The sequence below is a fragment of the Desulfosporosinus sp. Tol-M2 genome, from assembly GCF_059735615.1.
In genome coordinates this window covers 1-4,302 of sequence record NZ_JCAIJG010000028.1, presented here as the reverse complement: position 1 = coordinate 4,302, position 4,302 = coordinate 1, and the positions used below count along the sequence as shown (strand labels likewise).

Below are 4,302 nucleotides of genomic sequence, written 5' to 3'. Positions count from 1 at the left end.
TGCCACCGGCGAACTTGATTTGGATTATTGCCTGAACTGTATCGAATACGATCACCCGGAACTGTTCGGTATAGAAAGCCTGCGCGTTGTCAAACTTAGTGATAAAATACTGGAAGAAGAGATTGTCTTTCGTCAGGGTGAGGAGTATTTTAGCAAAACGATTAGCATCAATGATTTCTTCTTTGAGGTGAAGATAAAATGAGCAACCTGAATATAGCTCTGCGTATTTTCAAAAGGCTATTGGATAAAGGTCAGTTGGATCGGGAGACGGAAAGCGATCTCTTCCTGGAATTCCGTAATCCGGAGGTTCGGCAGGCGCTGACCGAGATGGAAGAAGAGCTGGAATTCCGGATTGTGGAAGCTTCCGGTACACTCTACTTTGTTCCGGCCGGCGACAACAGTCTCTTGGGTTTTACCGGCAAGGATTTCCGGGAATGGGTCGCCTCTGATGCCCGTTTGGCCGATGCTTATCTGCTGAGTTATATAGCGATGTTTATTTTCTTCCTTTTTTACGGTGGTAAGAACCAGAACCCCAAGCAACGGGAATTTTTACGCATCAGTAAATTGCTGGAAGAACTGGACCGGCGTTTTGCCGCTGCTGCTCTGAATGAAGAGCAGACTTTGGCTATTGAAGAGAAATATTCTTTGAACTTTATGAGAATTGCTGAACTATGGGAAAGCAAGCAAGGGTTTGAAGAGAATAGACGCAAGACCAAAGCAGGAACCATTCTCAATACCTGCCGCTTACTGGAGCGGGAAAATCTGATCCGCATTCCGGATAATGAACGGGAGATTCGTCCCACCCGGAAACTGGATGACCTGATGCTGAACTACTATTTGAATGAAAGCCGGGTCGAAGAGATTATCAGCCTGTTTGAAGGAGCTGAAGCAATTGCCGACCATTAACCGCATTCGCATCCTTAATTTTTCCTACAATAATAACACCCGGCATATCCTGGATGAGTCCTTTAACTTCCATGGCGGAGAAAATGTGCTGTTAAATCTGGCCAATGGCGGCGGGAAAAGTGTGTTGGTCCAGCTTTTTCTTCAGCCGGTGGTGCCGGGGATCAAAATTCAGGGGCGGCGGATCAGCGGCTTCTTCCACAGACAAAAACAGCCTACCTTCATCCTGTTGGAGTGGAAACTGGATGAGGGAGGCGGTTATCTGCTGACCGGAATGGCCCTGATTCCCGCCGAAGCTGCCGGCGGCGAAGAAGGGAAGGGGAAAATCAGATACTTTACCTTTACCTGCAAGTATAACGGTGGCAATGCCTTTGATATCGAGCATATTCCGCTTGCCGAGAAGCAGGGCAATTTGCTCCATTTGCTTTCTTTTCGGGAAGCGCGGGACTTAATGCGAGAAAAACAACAGAAAGATCCTTATCTCTTTGCTTATTTCCCTGAAGAAGATGGAGCAGATTACGGCAGACATCTGGCCCAATACGGCATTGTCCAGGGTGAGTGGCGTAATGTGATTGCCAAAATCAACGATAATGAAGGCGGCATTGAGGAAATCTTTCAAAAGTATAAGACTTCCAGTCAGCTTCTGGATGAATGGATTATTAAAAACATTGAGAAATCAATGTATAGGGAAAAAGCCGAACTGCACCGGCTGGAAGAAATGCTGGAGAAATTAGTGCAGGAAGTAACGGAAAATGAAAGCTATATCCTGGAGAAAGCCTTGTTCTCTGAATTTCTGGCTGTTTATGGCAAGCAAAGCGAAGAACTGGCCAATTTTCTCCAGCACCTGGAGGAACAGAAAAACCTGGCGGAAAAGCTGGCTGCCCTGAGTGCTTATCTGACGGCCCAGTTGGAGGCTTTCCAAGACAAGAAAGCAGAAAACGAACTGGCCAAGGATAAAGCCCGACGGGAAGAACAGCGCATTGAGTTAGAGGATCGTTCCCATAGTTACCTTCAAAAGAAGACAAAGTATGAAGCAGCCCTGGAACTGTTAGGTACGGTGGAAAATCGGCTGAAAGATACGGAAGGTTCGTTGGAACAGGCTCAAATGGCGGAAAAGATCCAACAGGCTGCCAGGCTGCTGGGTGAGATCCGGCGTAAGGAAGCTAAGCTTTCCGGGATTGAGGAAAGTTTAGCTGCTGAAAAAGCAAACTACGATAAAGATCAACGGATCGGCGAATTGGAATATTCTTTAAAAAATCTGCTTGAAAAAGAACTGACTTATCTGCGGGAGAAGGAGCTTAGTTGGCAGGCGGAGAAGCAGGCCGGGGAATCAAACCTTCAGCAAGTAGAAGACGATCTGCAGGCTAATGCTCAAAAAAAGAGTTCAGTTGACAGTCAAAAAGGCCAACTAACCGAACGCAAAAACCAAATGGAAAAAGAGGCTGCCAATACGCTGCAGAAACTGGGCCTGAGCCTAAGAAGAAACCTGCTTGGCGAGTTAAACCCGGCGGAAGTGGAGCAGGCCAAGAGCAATTTGGCCAAGGCTTTAGCTGCTTTGGAACAGGAAGAAAACCTGCTGGCAGCCGAACAAGCCGCCAATGCGCAAGAACGGCGGGAATTGGAGACAGACATTCAGCAGTGCCAGGCCCGGCAGGCGGAAGAAATGATGCAGCTCCAGAATATCAAGCGGGATATCCTGGAATATGAACAACTGGAAGCGGAAGCCAAGGAAATACTCACACGCTATGACTTGGAGTCGGCACTGCTTTTTCAGCCGACACGCCTGGCCGCCGCTTTCAAACAAAAAATCCAAGCTTTGGCGGGCAGTGTAGAGCAAGCCGGCCTGCGCTGGCATGACGCTCAGGAAAATCTGCTTTCCCTGAAAAACGGACGTCTGCATGTACCGGCGGAGTTGGTGACGTTATTTTCTGATTTGGATATTTCCTATGATACGGGCGAAACCTATTTACGCGGTCTGCCCGCTGATCTCTGTCAAAAGATGCTGCAGAATAACCCGCTCTTGCCGTATGCCTTCATCCTGTCCCGCAGCGAGATCGCCCGGGTGGCAGAGGCGATGGAGAATCTGACCCGTAAGGAGAACCTGAATCAGAAGGAGAGCTTGAATCAGAAGGAGAACTTGATCCAGCAGGAGAACCTGACCTTGAAACGGGTGATTCCGTTTATTTCCTATGAAGATTTAAATGTCGAAATGGAAAGCAGCGGGCGAATGGTGCAAACCAACCAAGGAATTACCCTGGCGTGTTTTTATGAAGGACGCATTTTTGCCCCTGATTCTCTGGAAAAATTAATCGCCGAACTGGAGCAAAAGAGCAGTCAGGCCCTTGAGCAACGGGAACACTATCGTGAAGAACACCGCAGAACCGTAGCCGACCAGGCAACTTGCGCCCGGTTTGCTTATGCTGCGGATTATCGCTATAACTTGGGCTTAAAGGAAAACGCGGCAGAAGAAAAGTTGGCGGAATTGGATCGGCAAGTTATGGAAGCGGAAATTAAGAGATCCACTTTGTTGATTAGACAGGAAGAGATCAGTGATCTTTTAAAAGAAAATCAGAGCAAGCAGCTGCCGGCCCAGAGTAGAATCGAAAGCTTTCAGGAATTTTTAGAAAAAGAACCGGCTTATCAGCTTTGCCGCAGGGAACTGAGCGGGGTTTTGGACGAAAGCAAAGCGTTAGAGATAAGAAGGATTAAATTGGATGAGCAGCGGAATATTCTTCAGAAAGAACTTTCCACGGTTAGATATGCCTTGCGCGATAATGAGAGGCAACAGTTAGATGTTCAAAGGCAATATGAACTTTACCAAAAGGCACCCCAGACCAAGCTCGTTGAAGGAACCATCGAAGAATTAACGGAAAGGCTGCGGGTTGTAAGAGATACCTATACGGCAGGAATTAGGGAATTAGAAACGCAAAAGCAGGATTTGCAGGGAGACATCAGGCAAAAAGGAACGGAACTGAGTAATTTACACCTTCAAGAAGAGGCGTATGCCACAGTTAGATACGAAGCAGAAAAAGCCGGTCGTCTCCGGGAAGAAATTAGCGGATTGGAAAAGTTAGTCAAAGAACTGCAGGTTGATTTGAGAACCGCCATAGCCAAAGAAGCATCGGCCAAAGCCGTCTTAGATTCAGCCTTGGATGAAGTGAAACGTCTGGGCTATGAGAATCCGCTGCCTCCGGAAGAAATATCGGGAGATTTCTCCGGACGCCGTAAACTGGTCCGCATCCAGCAGAAGGAATTGGATAAAGAGAGCCTGGCACTGCAAACACAGAGCACTCTCTATGAAAAACTAAAAAGCCAGGTCGCACAGACTATGGATTTTCAGGGGATTAAAGCGGCGAAAGGTTTTGTGCCGGAACAGGATCTCGAAGCACAGACCAAAAT

General features: G+C 47.6%; 3 protein-coding genes. All 3 read left to right on the top strand.

The window, feature by feature from the left end; all coding sequences use genetic code 11:
• On the top strand, nt 1–202 hold a 202-nt coding region (locus AC6I5A_RS01235; RefSeq protein WP_497900396.1), incomplete at its 5' end, for a hypothetical protein.
• Entirely contained in the window at nt 199–906 is a 708-nt protein-coding gene (locus AC6I5A_RS01230) for a DUF6063 family protein (RefSeq protein WP_034610796.1), read from the top strand. The genes AC6I5A_RS01235 and AC6I5A_RS01230, both read left to right, overlap by 4 nt.
• The coding region (locus AC6I5A_RS01225; RefSeq protein WP_034610793.1) for a hypothetical protein at nt 893–4,302 on the top strand (3,410 nt) is incomplete at its 3' end. The genes AC6I5A_RS01230 and AC6I5A_RS01225, both read left to right, overlap by 14 nt.